Genomic DNA, 16,781 nt, shown 5'->3' with positions numbered 1-16,781 from the left:
ATACACAGCTTTTGATTTATTGATTTCATATAAAGCTTTTGAAACATCTGATATACAGATGTTTCAAAATAATACGAATCTATAGACCTACCGTATTGGATACATTTTCTTCAGCTTCACTTTCATCATCAACACCATGAAGAAGTTTCCAGATTCTATGGCTTAAATTATTAAACTTGGAAGTATTTTTAATTTCACCTAGTTTTCTTGGCCTTGGCAAATTTACATCTATAATCTCCTTTACCTCTCCAGGATTGGCTGATAAAACTACAACCCTGTCTGCAAGAAATACCGCCTCGTCAATACTATGGGTTATAAAAATTATAGTTTTGTTTGTCTTCTCCCATATTTTTAAAAGTTCCTCCTGCATAGTCTCCCTTGTCTGTGCATCAACAGCTGCGAAGGGTTCATCCATCAGAAGAATCTCTGGATTATAGGCCAATGATCTGGCTATTGCAACTCTCTGTCTCATACCACCTGAAAGTTCATGAATGTATCTATCTTCAAAACCATTTAGCCCAACCAACTCTATATATTTCTGGCTTATTTCTTTTCTTTTCTTCCTGGGAATTTTTTTCAATTCCAGGCCATACTCAATATTTTTACGGACATTTCTCCATGGAAACAGTGCATATCCCTGAAGCACCATACCTCTGTCCAGAGCCGGTCCAGTTACTAATTTTCCATCAATATACAGCTCGCCGGATGTTGGTTTGGAAAGGCCTGAGAGGATATCCAGAAATGTTGATTTTCCACACCCACTTGGACCTACAATAGTAACAAATTCGCCTGCTTTTACTTCCAAATTGATATCTTTAATTGCAGTGAATTCTCTGAAACCTCTTTTACCTGAATTTCTGACTCTGAATACGCGTGTTATATTTCTGGCCGAAATTTTTACTTCCTTTTCATTATCACTGAGCTTTTTATCAAATTCCTTCAATATTACATTCTCACTACCCATAATAAAACCCTCCCCTTTAATTTTAATTGTTTTATTTTAAACAGCAGTTGTATCTTCTTTCCACGTTATTATCAGATGCTCCAGTACCGTCAATAGTTTTGACATAAACAATCCAAGTGCCGCAATAGTAATTGCTCCTGCATATAATCTAACAATGTTATAGTTATTTTCTGCATTCAGTATTAACCAGCCCAACCCCTTGCTCGCTCCTATCATTTCCGCTGCAACGAGCATCAAAAATGAAGTACCAACAGAAGATTTGAGACCTGCGAAAATCAAAGGTGCTGCTCCAGGTAAAACTACCTTGTAGAAGAGTGAAAACTTTGGTGTGGCCATGGCCCTTGCACCTTTTATCAACAGTGGATCAATATTCTTGATACCATTAATTGTCTGAAAAAGTACCGGCCATAAGGCTACCCATAAAATTATTGCAACTTTTGAAACTTCACCGATTCCAAAGAACAAGATGAATATAGGAAAAAGTGTAAATGGATTTACCTTTGCAAATACCTGCAGCAACGGATCAAGTATTTGTTCAAACTTCTTGAACCATCCACCCAATAGGAACCCAAGCGGTACACCTACTAATACAGCAAGTGCAAAACCTTCCAGTGCCCTTGTCAAGCTTGCCTGTACGTGAATGAATAGATCTCCCGCTGCCGCCATTTGTACAAGATAAACTGCAATAGTGGATATAGGCGGTATAAACTGTTCATTTATCAATCCAACTCTAGGTGCTATTTCCCATAGAGCAAAGAATACTATCAGTGCAATGGACTTTCTGCTAAAAACCGCCAGTTTACTTGCCAAATTAAATTCCTTTTTAGCTTTTTTAGTTTTTTTGGCTTCTTTAGTTTTAGACTCTTTTTCAGCTGTAATAGCTGTCATAACATCTACCCCCCTGTTTCTAAAATAATTTTTATTTGTAATATTCGTTTGTAACCATATCTGAAGCTTTTACCTTGCCTTTAGGTATGGAACCAACTTCTTCTGAAAACTCAAGCCAAGGCTTTAGATACTTTTCATTTGGTATATTCAAGGTTTCGGTGTAATAATGACTGCCACTAACTGGCTGTTTTATATGTTCAGCAGTCAATTTTGCTCCTTCTTCCGGATTATGATTTGCCCATGTCTCTGCTTCTGTAATAGCTTTAAGGAACTTTCTGGTTATATTAGGATTTTCCTTTGCCCAGGTTTTGTTTACAACCCAATAGGTCAAACCTGCTGTCGGCCCAAGATCTGCATCAAAAGAATCCGCTATCTTTACATTTCCTGCTTTCTCCATTCCTTTATAGTACGGCGGATGCACTGCGGATACATCGACTGTTCCCTGTGAAAGAGCCTGCAGCGCCTGAACATCCGGCATTGTAACCCACTCTATTCTGTCCTTTGAAATTCCATATTTTTTTGCTATAGTACTACCCAGGAAATCTGTGCAGATATTGGCTGCTCCTGTTGTAAACTTCAGTTTCTCACCTTTCTTGTAATTTGCCAGGTCTTTGAAGGTTTTAACTCCTGCTTTATTGGCTTTTGCACTTACAAACCACCACATATGTCTGTATTTGGGATCTACACTTGGAGCAGGATCTATTCCTGCAGGACCTATACCTATGATATCTGCTCCACCTGCTATAGCCGGTGCATATGTGTTTGGATGGAAGGATTCTACATAATTGTCTCCCTTTAAAATTGCTGGGATCTCCTGAGTTGCCTGAGTTTCTCCAGTATAGACTACCTTAAGGCCATATTTCTTGAAAAATCCTTTCTTGTCTGCAACAACCCAGGGTGTAGAGGAACAATCCAGCTTGGATGAAGTTTTTATTGCAATCAATCCATCTGAATCAGGTTTTAATTTGTCTGTTGTTGACGATGAAGAACCACTGCTGGAACTAGTAGAAGTGCTCTTGCCGCAGGCAGTCAGTGAAAAACTTGCTATACAGATCAATGAAACAACCATTAACAGGATTTTTTTTCGGGATAATTTTTTAATCATTCGATACATCTCCTTTTTTTAATAATTATTACTTGTAATATTCGTCTGTGACCATATCTGAAACCTTGACCTTGCCTTTAGGTATTGAACCAACTTCTTCAGAAAACTCCAGCCAAGGCTTCAGATATTTTACATTGTCTATATTCAATTTTTCAGTGTAGTAATGATTACCACTAACAGGCTGTTTTATGTGTTCAGCAGTCAATTTTGACGCTTCTTCCGGATTATGATTTGCCCACGTCTCAGCTTCCGTCAAAGCCTTGAGAAACTTTCTGGTTACATTAGGATTTTCTTTTGCCCAGGTTTTGTTTACAACCCAGTATGACAAACCTGCTGCTGGTCCAAGACCTGCTTCCAAGGTATCCGCTATCTTTACATTTCCTGCTTTTTCCATTCCTTTATAGTAAGGAGGATGTACTGCGGATACATCGACTGTTCCCTGTGAAAGAGCCTGCAGCGCCTGAACATCCGGCATTGTAACCCATTCTATTCTGTCCTTTGGAAGTCCATACTTTTTCGCTAAAGTAGTACCTATGAAATCAGTACAAATATTGGCTGCTCCTGTTGTAAATTTCAGCTTCTGACCTTTCTTGTAATTTACCAGATCTTTGAAAGTTTTGACTCCGGCTTTGCTGGCTTTTGCACTTACAAACCACCACATATGTCTGTATTTAGGGTCTATACTTGGAGCAGGATCTATTCCTTCAGGGCCTATACCTATTATATTTGCTCCTCCTGCTATAGCCGGTGCATATGTATTCGGATGGAATGATTCTACATAATTGTCTCCCTTTAAAATTGCCGGAATTTGCTGGGTTGACTGAGTTTCTCCTGTATAGACTACTTTCAGGCCGTATTTTTTTAAAAATCCTTTTTTGTCCGCAACAACCCAGGGTGTAGAGGAACAATCAAGCTTGGATGAAGTTTTTATTGCAATCAATCCATCTGAATCGGGCTTCAATTTGTCTTTTACTGATGAAGAACCACTACTTGAACTAGTAGAAGTGCTCTTGCCGCAGGCAGTTAGTGCAAAACTTGATATACAGATCAATGAAACAACCATTAACAGAATTTTTTTCCTGGACAATTTTTTAATCATTTGATACATCTCCTTGAAATCAGATTTTGCTTATTGAAAATCTTGAAGTACGACAGTATAAATATCTTCTATCAGTCTCATGCCACCGTCATATCCTAAATATGAACGGTCAAGAACCATCCTGTCGCTTGCAGGTGCGGATATGGAAAGTTCATAGCCTTTCAATTTTTTGGATATCACCCTGTCCCATCCACTTCCCAGAATCAATGGTTTTGTTCTGAAGTCGGTACTTTCTAAATATTCATTTATATCTCCGCTGTCACCGGTAAATTGGACTTCAGGAACAATGTTATTATAAAATCCTGTAAAATCATTACGTACTTTTTCCTGGTACTCAGCTGGAACATCTTCTGTTATAAATTGCCTTTCAGGCAGAAGTCCCAGATCGTTTATCAAGAATTTTGATATGCCTAAAGCATATGAACTATCTGCTATAGTAACAAAATGTTTTGGCAATAGTCTGGTTTCAAGCAGTACATCCGCAGCCCTTTCCAGATAATAAAAATATCTGTCCTCCTGCTTGTTTATTTCACTTTCTACAACATTTTTATCTATGTTCAAAAATTCTCCTACAGTTCTCAAAAACTTTCCTGTCTCCTTTGGACCTATTGGAAGAACCGGATACTGTAAATACTCCGTACCAAACTTTTCTTTTAAGTGTTTTACATTTTTAAGTCCAACCCATGGAGATATAAGCAAGTTATACTGTGCCTCAGGTACTTTGTTTAAATTTTCTATACCCTTTCCGTGTCCAAAGATAATGTTAGTCTTGACGCCTATAGAATTCAGAAGTTTTTCAATAGTCTCAAAATTTCCTGCCCAAAATGTATCCTGATATGGTACTGTAGCCCATATATTCACGAGTCCCTTTTCAATTTCATCTGCAGGTTTCAGATACTGGTCTATGATAGCATCCATCACAAGTTCATGTCCTATAAAATTGCTTCCCTTGAATCCTCCTGTTTCAGCATATACTATGGGTTTTCCCTGTGCTTTGAATCTGTCTACTACTTCTCCTACATAATCTCCAACAATATCCGAAGTACATCCCGTAAGCACTACATATAGATCAGCATCCATTACTTTAAAAGAATTTGAAATTACCTTTTCCAGTTTATCAGTTCCACCAAATATTACCTCTTTTTCTCCTACGTCTGTACAAGGTATTGAATGTCCTCCTATGTAACCTGTTCCCTGACATCCATTTTGCAGCCCAAGTGTTGCCCATATTTTAGCTGCACAACCAGGTCCTGAGTGTATAATTGGAACTGCTCTATCTATTGCAAGTACTGATTCATAACTTCCAAGGGCACATGCATGTCTTAATTGCTCAACTAGATTGCTCATTATTTCGCCTCACCTTCAAGAAATTTAAATGCATCCTGTTTAAACCACCATGATTTATACGGTAATTTTATCCTCTTAGATAATTCTTCAGATAAACTGTTATTCTCTAAAGTATCTATTATTCTATGTCCAAAGCTTATAATTCCTTTATATCCAAAAGCTGTATATTCATCTGCTACCATTATGGACGGTATCCCCATTTTACTCGGCCATACCGTAGTACCTGGATGTCTTGATATATAGAGATCAGGTTTTATTTTATTTAACAGATTCAATACTTCAAAATTTTGCCCGTCACATACACTTACAGGAATATCCTTGTCCTTGTTAGATAATGTAATAGAAGATTCAGGTACACTTCCATGATCATAATGTTGATCAAAATGCCATGAAATACCCCATACTACTTCAATGCCAAGCTCGTTCAGCACCCTTACATAATTATGTGAAAAACTTGGGCCCATACCTACTACAGCCTTTTTTCCTCTAAGCTTTTCTCTGATTTTTTCAAGCTCAGGCTTTATTTCTTCTTTTGCTTTTATTATATAATCTTCTACTTCTTTTTCTTTTCCAACTACTTTCCCAAGCTCTCTCAGCCAGCTGTCCATTCCTGCAACTCCATGAGGTTGTATAGTTTTTACATACGGAACCCCATACTTCTGTTCAAGTCCATTCCCAAAATAGCTTCCAAGGGTTCCACATACGCTAATTGTAGCTGCGGCTTCAGACATTCTGGATATTTCATCTATACTGGAATATGGAATACCAAATTGAGGAACAAGTCCTAACTCAGATAATATTTCAGTTATATATTTTCTACCGCTTCCACTGAATTGTATCATGTTTATAAGTTCAGGACGCTTTTTTCTCGGCGGCTTTACTATACGCGTCAGAAGTGCCTGAAATGCTGAATCAAACCCTGAAGCCCATATTTTCGACCTGAAACCTTCACACAATACTGGAACTACCGGAATCTTTATTTCACTTTCTATTTCATCTGCAATAGCTTTGATATCATCACCAATAATTGCTGAAGCACATGAGGTAGTTATAAATATAGCTTTAGGATTAAATCTTTTATAAGCCTCCCTTATACCTTCCCTTAGTTTGTTCTTTCCTCCGAATACCGTAGAATCTTCTGTCATGTTGGTATTTATCAACTTAACATTTGTCTTTTCCCAACTCCTTATATTCTGACCCCATTTTAAACCTGTGGTTTCTCCTATTACATCTGCTGAACAGCCAACTGCTCCATGGTTTACAATAGCGGCATCGACTATACTTGATAAATATCCCTGTGCACATCCAGAACTGCAGTTACTGGCCTGGCTGAAACATCTTTCTCTATTTTTAAGACATCCAGATTGTGCTTTTTTGACAAGATCTTTTATAGTTCCATCATATCCTGTAATGGATTTGAGTCTGCTTTCTCTTGTTGGAGCCTCTATACTCTTAACATTAATAGACATAATCACATCTCCTTCTATAAAAATAAACATTACTTAATATATGAAAAGGAGGCTAAACATTTGTCTAGTGGACAAATACCTAGCCTCCAGTATTTCTGGTCAACTTTTTTCCAATAATTCCACGGCATGTTTTATGCCCTTTTCTATCTGATCATACATCTGGAACAACTTTATACCTTTGCTGCCCAGTAAATTTATAGGTTCAAATCCTGCCCTCAAAGCCAGAACTGCATTACAGTCACTTACTGCATCTACAATACGCGTTATTCTGTCATCATGTCCGCTGCATTCATCTACTCCACTGCAGAACTTATCCACATTTCTCTTTTCAACAAAAGTAGTTTTTCCATTTATGGCATCATATATATATAACTGCGTTGCATGTCCAAAATGTTCATCTATACTTACACCTGATTTAGTTGCAACTGCAAATCTGAATTTTATCTTCTTGTTGTCAATTTTGTTTATACCTTTCAAATCAATTCCCCTGAATTCAGCCGATACATCATCTTCAAGTGTTCCTATTGCATCTGCCCTGCACTGTTTGCAGTGATACATCTGCTTCAAATCTTCACCGCATTCCTTCCTTATCTTGTTCAGTTCAAAATCATTTACAGTAGGTCTATCTTGAAATACACTTCCCTCAACCGGTATAAGCGGCATTATATTGGTCATATATGCACCACATTCTTTTGCCATTTTAACTATATCATGTACATGATTATCATTTATCCCTTTTATAAGAACGATGTTTACTTTCGATACAATTCCCTTCTGGGTAATATACTTCAATCCTGAAAGCTGATTATGAAGTAATATTCTTCCTGCTTCTTCACCTTCATATTTTTTCCCCAGATAATTTACGAACTTGTAGATTTGTCCACCTATTTTCGGATCAACCGCATTTATTGTTATCGTTATGTGGCTGACTCCAAGCTTTATAAGTTCATCTGCATAAAACGGAAGCATCAGTCCATTAGTTGAAAGACAGAATGTAATATTAGGAGAAACTTCTTTTATAAGTTCTATTGACCTTTTTGTCTCTTCAAAATTTGCAAGTGGATCTCCCGGCCCGGCTATTCCAACTACAGTCAAATTATTCAGTTTTTCTTTCACAACCTTGAATCTATCTCTTGCACCCTCAGGAGTCAGGACCTCACTTGTAACTCCCGGTCTTGTCTCATTTACACAGTCATACTTTCTATTACAAAAATTACAGCTTACATTGCATTTTGGAGCTACCGGTATATGCATTCTTGCATACTTATGGGCAATACAGTTGTAACATGGATGTTGAAGTGTTTTACTGTCAATATTTTTTGCTGCTTCTATACTCATAAATTTCCTCCCAATTATTAATAAAAAAGGCTAAAGAAAATTTCAATTTCTTTAGCCTTCAGTTTTTCTGATCAACTAAATAACATTGCTTATTATCCAATAAGACCGTGTTCCAGCATTATTGATTCCAATTCCTCCTGTGCCATAGGTTTTGGAATTACAAACATGTCATTTCCGTCTATGGCTTTAGCTAGTGATCTATACTCATCTGCCTGTTTAGCCTTAGGATCATATTGTATGACAGTCTGCTTGTTTATTTCTGCCTTTGTAACCTCCGGACTCCTCGGTACGAAATATATCAACTGGCTTCCCAGCTTTTTAGCAAATGCATCAAGCAGTTCATATTCATTGTCAACCTTTCTGCTGTTGCATATTATTCCTCCCAGTCTTACTCCACCGGCATTTGCAAATTTGCTTATACCCTTTGATATGTTGTTTGCCGCATACATTGCCATCATTTCACCGCTGGCTACTATATATATCTCCTGTGCTTTTCCTTCACGTATAGGCATTGCAAAACCACCGCATACAACATCACCAAGTACATCGTAGAAAACATAATCAAGATCATCCGTATATGCACCAAGCTGTTCAAGCATGTTGATGGAAGTTATTATTCCCCTTCCTGCACATCCAACTCCCGGTTCCGGTCCTCCTGATTCAACACACTTTATGTTTCCAAAGCCTGTCTTCAATATTGCATCAAGATCGACATCTTCTCCTTCTTCCCTCAATGTATCCAGGACTGTCTTCTGAGCCAATCCTCCCAAAAGCAACCTCGTGGAATCTGCCTTCGGATCACATCCTACTACCATAACATGTTTTCCCAACTCTGCCAGTCCTGCAGTAAGATTCTGTGTTGTAGTGGACTTTCCAATTCCACCTTTTCCGTAAATAGCTACTTGTCTCATTTAATTTTCCTCCTAAATATTTTAAAGTAAATCAGAATAAATTATCAATAGAAAACAAAAAGGCCAACTTCTTACAAGATACATTCAATAAATATCCTGTAGAATTTGACCTCTAGTTTTCTAGTCAATCAAAAATAAAAAATCTTACAGAGAAACTATAAGACTTAAATCTTTCAAAATTTCTCATCTTCCAGGTTTAACCTGCTGGAATTAGCACCATTGAACAATACATTATTCAGGTTGCCGGGCATCATAGGGCCAGTCCCTCCACCACTCTCGATAAGATCCATATTTAATTATTGTATATATCATACTTAATTTAAATATAATTGTCAATAGCAAATTTAACTTTTTTTGATTTATTTATTAATTAAATCTAGTAAGCACCACTGAATATATGTCTTCCAACAGCCTAAGGCCTCCATTATAGCCTACATAGGAGCTGCTTATTATGAGCCTCTCAAAAACAGGCCATGATATCGTTATATAATGTGCTTTTGTCTCACTGGCAATCTTTTTCTCCCACGAGCTTCCTATTATCAGCGGATATCCATAATAATCCGTGTTTCTGATCTCCTCATCTATTTTGTAGCCGTCCGTTGTAAACTCTACTTCTGCTTCTATACCATCGTTTAATTCTTTAAAATATCCTTTTATGTCATCTTGATATTTTAGAGGTGCATCATCAATTATATACTGCTTAGATGGAAACAGTCCAAGATCGTTTATCAAAAACTTCGTCACAGCCAGAGTATACTGCGAATCGGAAACCACAACAAATCTTTTGGACATAACACGGGTTTCCAGAAATACATCTGCGAATCTCTCTATATAGTAATAATATTCTTCTTCATTCCTGTTTACAATTTTTTCAACCTTTTTTCCGTCTATTCCTGCAAATTCACCTACAGCTCTCAAAAATTTGCTAGTTTCAAAAGCTCCTATGGGAAGAACCGGGTAGTGGAAATATGGAGTACCAAATTTGCTCTTTAAAAGTTCCATATTTTCAATTCCAACCCAGGGCGATACCAGAAGATTGAATTCGGCTTCCGGTATCTTGTCTATATTTTTTATCCCTCTTCCATATCCAAATATTGTATTAGGTGTCAGTCCAAGCTGTGAAACGAGGTTCTCAAGTTCTCTCAAATTTCCTGCCCAGAATGGGTCATGAAGGGGAATACCTGCCCATATATTTACAAGTCCCTTTGTCTTTTTATCCGAAGGTTTTAAATACTGTTCTATTATCGCCTTTACAACCCACTCGTGTCCGAGATAATTATTCCCTTTAAATCCCGGTGTCGAGGCGTATATAACCGGTTTTTCTGAGTTCTTGAATGATTTTACAATTTCCTCCGAATCATCTCCGACTATTTCCGAGCTGCAGCTGGTAAGAACTACATACAGGTCTGCATCAACGACCTTCAGTGCATTTTCTATAGTTTCTTTCAGTTTTTTTTCGCCTCCGAATATTACCTCTTTTTCACTTATATTTGTGCAGGGAAATATATGGGATGAAAAATGTCCCGAGCTTCCAAAATCCCTCTCAAGTTTTTCTGCGCATCCAGGGCCGGAATGCAGGATTGGAATAGCATTTGTTATTCCATGTACAGTCTGCATGGCAGCCATGGCACATTTATATCTTGGCTGGTCCAGTATTTTTGACATATTACTTCACCTTTTCCTTTTCTGCTTTGTATTTTTTGAAAAATGCCGAGTTTTTCTGCTTGTACCACCAATCCGTGTACGGGAGCTTTACCCTTGAGGCAAGATTTTTCTCAAAGCTTCTATTTTTAATGGTATCAAGAACACTATATGCAAAATTCAGTGTTCCTCTGTAACCAAATATCATATACTCGTCATTTACACAGAGTGCAGGAACACCCTGTTTTATTGCCCACACAGTAGTACCTGGATGTCTCGAAAAATATATGTCCGGCTTGTATTCATTCAATATATTTAGCACTTCATAGTTTTGCTGCTCAGTTACACTCAGCTTTATATTGTCAGGTGAATTTTTATACAGATAGCTGGCTGCAGGCGGAAGATTATTATTGTCATGTTTTCTGTCATAATGCCAGGATGCCGCCCATACTACTTCAATTCCAAGTTCCTGGAGCACTCTCGCAACTTCAAAGGTATAGCCGGGTCCCATTCCAAGAACTGCACGGAGTCCTTTCAACTCCTCTTTAACCTTTTCTATTTTGGGGATATATTTTTTCCTTTCCCCTTCTATATAATTTTCAACTTCACTTTCCTTTTTTATTACCTTTCCTATCTGCCTCAGCCATGTTTCAAAACCGGTAACACCAAGTGGATTTATGGTCCTTATATAGGGAACTCCATATTTCTCCTCGAGCCCGTTTCCAAGGTATGTTCCAAGAGTACCGCATATACATACAGTGGCAAGTGACTCTGACAGGTGTTCCAGCTCCTCTACAGTTGAATTCTGATACAGGAACACGGGTTTTACTCCAAAATTTGCAAATATATCGGTTATTTCGTTTCGTGCACTTTCATAAAAGTTTTTGAAATTTATTATATTTCGTTTTTGTAGGGGCGGTTTTACAATACTCGTTAGGACTGCATGATCCGATGCATCAAAACCTGATGCCCACACTCTGGATCTGAAACCTTCACAGTGCACTGCCGCTATGGGAACCGGTATTTCCTCCCTTGATTTTTCAATTACACTATCTACATCCTCACCTATAATTCCGGAAGCACAGGATGTTCCTACAAATATGGCTTTAGGCTTGTATCTTTCATATACCTCTCTTATGATATCTCCAAGGCTACCTGCTGCACCAAATACAGTATCCCTTTCATTCATATCGGTTCCCACAAATACAGTGTTGTTTACAATTCCCCTTTTAGCTGCCATCTGGCTGTTTGTTACATTTATGTTGGCAGCCATGGCAGTACATCCCGAGGGAGCATGGTTTATTACGGCAATATCCCTTATCCCAGACAGCTGTCCAAGTGCACAGCCTGCATTGCAGGAGCTTGACTGGCTGAAACATCTCTCCCTGTTGTTCAAAGTACCATTTTGGGATCTGCTTACAAGGTCATTGAGATTTCCCACGTAACCCGTAATTGCTCCCAGTCGGCTTTCTCTCGACGGTGCAAGAGAGTTTTTCAAATTGATTGACATAAAAATTACCTCCTAACTATGTCTTGACAGTATTTTATTGTATATATCTTCTATTAAATTCAGACCTCCAGTATATCCAACATAATTGTGATCAAGTACTATTCTGTCCGATACAGGCAGTGCAACACTTAAATTTATACCTCCAAGCTTTGAAGCAATATCTACATCCCATGAACTTCCAAGTATCAACGGTACTGTTTTTATATGAAATGCCGATAATTTTTCATTGATTACTCCCCCGTCCTGAGAAAAAGTTATTTCACAGGGTATACCTGGAGCAATATTTTTAAAATAGCTCCTGATATTCTCTCTAAACACCTTGGGTACATCCTCTGTTATAAATTGATGTCCCGGCAGGAGTCCAAGATCATTTGATAAAAATTTGCTTATAGCCAGTGCATATATGGAATCATTTATATTAAAAAATCTTTTGGGAAGATCATATCTGAATTCTACAAAAAAATCTGCAAATCTGGTTAAATAATGATAATACTCATTTTCTTCCCTTTCCACTACTCTGTCTACAATTTTTTTATCAACACCTGCAAATTCTGCAATTTTCCTCAAAAATTTTGAAGTTTCAGCTCCTCCAATAGGAAGTACAGGGCAGTGAATATAAGGTGTGTCAAATTTTTTCTTCAAAAGCTCGGCTGTCTTTATTCCTATCCAGGGTGACAGGACTATATTGAACTCAGCATGGGGTATGTCATTTATTGCATTTATCCCTCCACTGTCATATCCAAATAATATATTTGCCTTAAGACCTATGCTCCCGAGCAATTTCTTTATCTCCCTCAAATCGCCTTCCCAAAACGGGTCATGCATGGGAACTGATGAAAATATATTGACAAGCCCCGGGATTCTTCTGCCGTCATCTTTCAGATACTGATTTATTATGGCTTCCATGACCAATTCATGGCCTGCATACGAATCACCCTTAAATCCACCGGTCTCTGCATACACTATTGGAACTCCCTTTCTCTGAAATTCTCCTACTATACTTCCCACATCCTCACCTATTATATCCGAGGTACATCCTGTAAGAACTACAAAGAAGTCTCCCTTCATTATTCCAAGAGTTCCCTCTATAAGTTCTTTCAATTTCTTTTTTCCACCAAAAACCACATCTCTTTCAACCATATTGCTGCAGGGAATGGCATCTCCTCCTGCGTATCCAGTTCCCTGATATCCACCGCAGCCTGCCATTCCGGCAAACAGCTTTGCACTGCAGCCAGGTCCGGCATGCAGTATTGGAATGGCTCCTTCTATGGCTGAAACCGTCTGCTGTGCTCCAAGTGCACAAAAATGCCTTGGTTCCTCAAGTAGTTCATCCATTTTTCTACCCCCTTAAAAAATCATCTGTATATGGAAGTTCGTTATGTGCCGATATTCCCTTTACAAAAGACGGATTGCTTATAGTATCCAGAATCAATTCTCCATAATTTATCAATCCATCATATCCGATTCCAAAGTGCTCATCTCCCATAAGAAATGATGGTATTCCAAGCTTTGTAGCCCATATTGTACCTGTATGCCTGGCTATATAAATATCAGGCCTATATTTATATAATCTTCTTACTATTTCAAAAGATTGTTTATTGCACACGGATATTTTAAAATCGCCATAATTGTTTATATCACTTTTAAGGGTATCCGATCTTTCATCATTATTGTCAAATACAGGATCATGATGCCATGTACAATTTTCTGAAAGCTCCATTCCAAGATCTTTAATTATGGCTACAAGTCCATGTCCATGGGCTGCACCTGCACCTATAAGCACCTTTTTACCATTCAGCTTTTCTCTGAGTTCAGCTATTCTATCTTTTGTCCTCCCCCTTTCCTCTTCTATCAAATCCTCCACTTGTTTCTCCTTGTGAACTACCTTTCCAAGCTCCCTGAGCCATGCGTTAAAACCTGATATTCCATATGGTGCCGGTGCCTTTACTTCCGGAACTCCAAAATATTTTTCAAGTCCTGACGCAAGATATGTTCCCAGGGTTGAACATATCTGCAGGGTAGCTGCTGCTTCCGATATGCGGCTCAAACTTTCTATGGTCGTAAATGGTACAATATAGTTCACTTTAAGCCCGAGTTTTCCAAGAAGAGGAGTAAATATGTCCTTGCCTTGAAAATTAATTATATTCACTTCATCACTTTTTTTCTTTATTGCAGGTTTTACGATCTTTCTCAAAATCCCATGATATGCGGCATCAAATCCTGTAGCCCAGATCGAAGATCGAAATCCCTCGCAATATATCGTCACTACCGGTACATTCAATTCTTTTTCAAGTTTATCAACTATGCTTTCAATATCATCCCCTATTATGGCAGAAGCACATGTTGTCGTCACAAATATTGCTTTTGGATCAAATCTTCTCTTTGCTTCCCTGACTGCTCTTTCAAGCTTTGGGATACCTCCATAAACCATATCTTTTTCAGTTAAGTTTGTATTTATATATTTCAAGTTTGACACTTTTAGATTTCTGTTTCTGCTTCCAGTTCTATAAGCAAGATTACGACCCGGGATATCGCCGCTGCAGCCTGCAGGACCATGCTCTACAATTGCTGCATCCTGAATACAGCAAAGCTGGTTCATAACCTGATTTGCACTGCAGGATATACACTGTGTAAACTTCCTCTCATAGTTTTTAAGAGTTTTATTGCTGTAACTTTCACGCAGATTGGATGCAGTACCATAATATCCTGTTATAGAACCGAGCCTTCTTTCTCTCACTTCAACTGAAGCCTTTTCTATATCTACACTCATACTATCTCCTCCAAATCAAATAATCATTTTACTGCAGTGATTTTTCAAACGCCTGGTCGAGATCTGAAATCAAATCATTAACATTTTCCAGTCCAACAGACACCCTCAATGCATTTTCAAAAGCTCCTGCCTTTTCCCTCCGTTCTTCACTCAAAGAAGAATGTGTAGTTCGGGAAGGCTGTATAACAAGTGATTTTGAATCTCCAACATTTACAAGAAAACTAAATACCTTTAAACTATTTAAAAATTTATTTATATCTTCCTGACTTCCTTTAAACCCAAAAGAAAATATACTTCCTGCTCCCTTAGGTAAATACTTTTCTGAAAGCTCCCTGTTTCTGTAATTTCTTTCATCCTTTATATTAGGATAACTTACCCATGAAACCTGTGGGTGATTTAATAGATGGTCTATAATTTTTTCTGTGTTCTCAACTTCTCTCTCAATTCTTACAGATAATGTTTCTATTCCCTGCAGTATTAAAAAAGCATTGAATGGACTTAGAACTGCTCCAAGTTCAGATAAATAGTGCAGCCTTACCCTTGCTGTAAAAGGTGCATCAGGAAAAACTTCAAGCAAATTTTTATTTTCCACTTTATAATCAGGTTCTGTAAAATGCGGAAATTTTCCACTGCTCCAATCGAATTTATTATTTTCCACAATCAAACCTCCAAGTGTAGATCCATGTCCTGCCAGGGATTTGGTAGATGAATAAACAACTATATCAGCTCCAAACTCAAATGGTTTTAAAAGATAAGATGTTGCAAAAGTATTGTCGACAATAAGTGGAATATTTTCTTCATGAGCTATATTTGCTATAGTTTCTATATCTATGACATTTATCAATGGATTGCCTATTGATTCTATGAATATGCATTTGGTATTCTCTGTTATTGCATTTTTAAAAGATTCCGTATCATAGGGATTCTCTATCCATTTTACTTTAACACCAAATTTTGGCAGTGTATGCTCCAGTAAATTATATGAACCTGCATATATTGAATACACTGCAATTATTTCTCCCCCGCCTTCTGCTGCATTCAATAGAGAATAAGCTACTGCAGCCATTCCCGACGAAACAGCAATAGCAGCCGTTCCTCCCTCAAGTGCTGTTATTCTCTTTTCAAGTATATTAAGAGTAGGATTTCCGCTCCTTGTATAAAAAAATCCATTCTCCTCTCGTGATTTCAATCTCTGGAGCCTATCCGTATCACCAATATTAAAAGATGCGGTTTGATAGATTGGAACTGTACATGCATAATTATGTTCTTCAGGTTTGTATCCAGCTCTAAGCTGAAGTGTTTCAAATTCATAATCTTTTTCTTCAGACATATCAAACTCTCCTTGATTTTATATTTTTAATTGCAATATCTATCTATCTTGTCTACTTTATAATAGTATTCCACAAGTTTTTTCAGGGCATAATCTATAGGTCCCTCTACGTCAAAAGCATGTATACCGTTTTTCCCTAAAAACTTGATTGCCCCCTGACCTATCTGGCTGACGACGACAATTCTGCATCCTGAAAGTGCTTTTATAATATATAAAAATTTATCATGATCAGAGTTGAAATTTTCCGGCACATTTTCCAATTTGCGAAGCTCCACAAATTTGTAGTCAGCATCGTTCACTTCATATATATAGAACTGATTGGCCTGTCCAAAATGCTGGTCTATTATTTCTCCATTACTACTCGCAACTGCAATTTTATACATGATATCAAATCCTTCCTTTTAAATAA

General features: G+C 37.7%; 14 protein-coding genes and 1 riboswitch. All 14 genes read right to left on the bottom strand.

Annotated features, from left to right (window positions below; translation table 11 throughout):
* Positions 1–79 precede the first annotated feature (79 nt).
* Complete coding sequence (locus LKE46_RS05535) at positions 80–964, bottom strand: ABC transporter ATP-binding protein (RefSeq protein ID WP_291719191.1); 885 nt, start codon at positions 962–964, stop codon at positions 80–82.
* 36 nt (positions 965–1,000) lie between these two features.
* A complete protein-coding gene (locus tag LKE46_RS05530; protein ID WP_291719189.1) occupies positions 1,001–1,852 on the bottom strand; it encodes an ABC transporter permease in 852 nt (283 codons plus the stop codon).
* 31 nt (positions 1,853–1,883) lie between these two features.
* The gene (locus LKE46_RS05525; protein WP_291719188.1) at positions 1,884–2,957 is read right to left on the bottom strand and encodes an ABC transporter substrate-binding protein; all 1,074 of its coding nucleotides are present in this window, start codon (positions 2,955–2,957) and stop codon (positions 1,884–1,886) included.
* Positions 2,958–2,985: 28 nt separating this feature from the next.
* Positions 2,986–4,056, bottom strand: coding sequence for an ABC transporter substrate-binding protein (locus LKE46_RS05520; protein WP_291719186.1), 1,071 nt, complete (start codon positions 4,054–4,056; stop codon positions 2,986–2,988).
* Between the two features lie 30 nt (positions 4,057–4,086).
* Positions 4,087–5,403 (bottom strand): nitrogenase component 1, encoded by a 1,317-nt coding sequence (locus LKE46_RS05515; protein WP_291719184.1) that lies wholly within the window; start codon positions 5,401–5,403, stop codon positions 4,087–4,089.
* Entirely contained in the window at positions 5,403–6,872 is a 1,470-nt protein-coding gene (locus LKE46_RS05510) for a nitrogenase component 1 (RefSeq protein WP_291719182.1), read from the bottom strand. The genes LKE46_RS05515 and LKE46_RS05510 overlap by 1 nt, the downstream gene beginning before the upstream one ends.
* 99 nt (positions 6,873–6,971) lie before the next feature.
* Positions 6,972–8,210, bottom strand: a complete 1,239-nt coding sequence (gene nifB, locus LKE46_RS05505; protein WP_291719180.1) for a nitrogenase cofactor biosynthesis protein NifB — start codon at positions 8,208–8,210, stop codon at positions 6,972–6,974.
* A 92-nt stretch (positions 8,211–8,302) separates the two neighbouring features.
* On the bottom strand, positions 8,303–9,121 hold the full coding sequence (gene nifH / locus LKE46_RS05500) for a nitrogenase iron protein (RefSeq protein ID WP_291719178.1): 819 nt from the start codon (positions 9,119–9,121) through the stop codon (positions 8,303–8,305).
* Between the two features lie 180 nt (positions 9,122–9,301).
* A riboswitch (SAM riboswitch) is annotated at positions 9,302–9,407 on the bottom strand.
* Positions 9,408–9,487: 80 nt separating this feature from the next.
* Positions 9,488–10,786: a nitrogenase component 1 gene (locus LKE46_RS05495; protein ID WP_291719176.1), complete on the bottom strand. Its 1,299-nt coding sequence runs from the start codon at positions 10,784–10,786 to the stop codon at positions 9,488–9,490.
* Position 10,787: 1 nt separating this feature from the next.
* On the bottom strand, positions 10,788–12,272 hold the full coding sequence (locus LKE46_RS05490; RefSeq protein WP_291719174.1) for a nitrogenase component 1: 1,485 nt from the start codon (positions 12,270–12,272) through the stop codon (positions 10,788–10,790).
* A 12-nt stretch (positions 12,273–12,284) separates the two neighbouring features.
* Positions 12,285–13,607 carry a nitrogenase component 1 gene (locus tag LKE46_RS05485; RefSeq protein WP_291719172.1) on the bottom strand — a complete coding sequence of 441 codons (1,323 nt, stop codon included), beginning with the start codon at positions 13,605–13,607 and terminating at the stop codon, positions 12,285–12,287.
* Between the two features lie 4 nt (positions 13,608–13,611).
* Positions 13,612–15,042, bottom strand: a complete 1,431-nt coding sequence (locus LKE46_RS05480) for a nitrogenase component 1 (protein ID WP_291719170.1) — start codon at positions 15,040–15,042, stop codon at positions 13,612–13,614.
* A 28-nt stretch (positions 15,043–15,070) separates the two neighbouring features.
* A complete protein-coding gene (locus tag LKE46_RS05475) occupies positions 15,071–16,372 on the bottom strand; it encodes an O-acetylhomoserine aminocarboxypropyltransferase/cysteine synthase family protein (RefSeq protein ID WP_291719168.1) in 1,302 nt (433 codons plus the stop codon).
* A gap of 26 nt (positions 16,373–16,398) precedes the next feature.
* Entirely contained in the window at positions 16,399–16,755 is a 357-nt protein-coding gene (locus tag LKE46_RS05470) for a NifB/NifX family molybdenum-iron cluster-binding protein (RefSeq protein WP_363316030.1), read from the bottom strand.
* Between the last annotated feature and the right edge of the window lie 26 nt (positions 16,756–16,781).

Source organism: Clostridium sp., from assembly GCF_022482905.1.
Taxonomy (GTDB): domain Bacteria; phylum Bacillota; class Clostridia; order Clostridiales; family Clostridiaceae; genus Clostridium_B.
This window is presented reverse-complemented; position numbering and strand designations above follow the sequence as displayed.